The organism is Streptomyces sp. AC627_RSS907 (genome assembly GCF_019049165.1).
The window spans coordinates 1-765 of the sequence record NZ_JAGMUE010000124.1 but is presented as its reverse complement, the minus strand read 5'-3'; the positions used below and the strand labels follow the sequence as shown (position 1 = coordinate 765).

Annotated in this window: 1 protein-coding gene; it reads left to right on the top strand. The window is 74.4% G+C overall.

The genetic code is table 11. The annotated features are described in order from the left end of the window. Positions 1-765, top strand: a 765-nt coding sequence (locus KUM32_RS26200) for a beta-ketoacyl reductase (RefSeq protein WP_217144426.1), incomplete at both ends; no start/stop codon positions are given.

The window sequence follows — 765 nt, the reverse complement described above, 5'->3', positions numbered from 1 at the left end:
CACCCACCTCGACTTCTTCATCCTGTTCTCGGCGGCCGGGGGCGTGCTCGGTAGCGCGGGTCAGGCCAACTACGCGGCGGCCAACGGTTATCTGGACGCGCTGGCGGACCACCGCAGAGGGGCGGGGCTGCCGGCGGTGTCGATGGCGTGGGGGCTGTGGGAGGAGGTCAGTGAGATGACCGGCGGGCTGGGTGAGGGAGACCTGGCGCGGCTGCGGCGAGCGGGTGTGCTGCCGTTGTCCTCGGCGGACGGGTTGGCGCTGTTCGACCTCGCGCTCGGGCAGGACCGGCCCCTGGTGCTCCCGGTCCGGCTCGACCTGGCCGCGATGCGCGCCAGGCCCGGTGCGCGTCCCGCGCTGCTGCGGGGCCTGCTCGGCGCCGCGCCGTCCCGTGCGGTCGCGGGCAGCACGCCGGTCGCGCCGGGCGGCACGGGAGACGCCGGGGAACCCGGCGCCACACTGTCTCTCTCCGGACTACCGGCAACCGAACGAGCGCACGCCTTGCGGGAGTTGGTCAGGACGCAGGCCGCGTTGGTCCTGGGGTACGCGGCGGCCGACGCCATCGACGACGAGCGCGGCTTCCTCGACGCGGGCTATGACTCGCTGCGGGCGGTGGAGCTGCGGAACCGGTTGAGCGCGGCCACCGGTCTGCGGCTGCCTTCCACCCTGGTCTTCGACCACCCCACACCGGCGGAGGTGGCGGGCCGCCTCAACGAGTTGCTCCGGGAGCGTGAACGTCCGGACGCCGAGGCGCTGCTGGCCCGGCT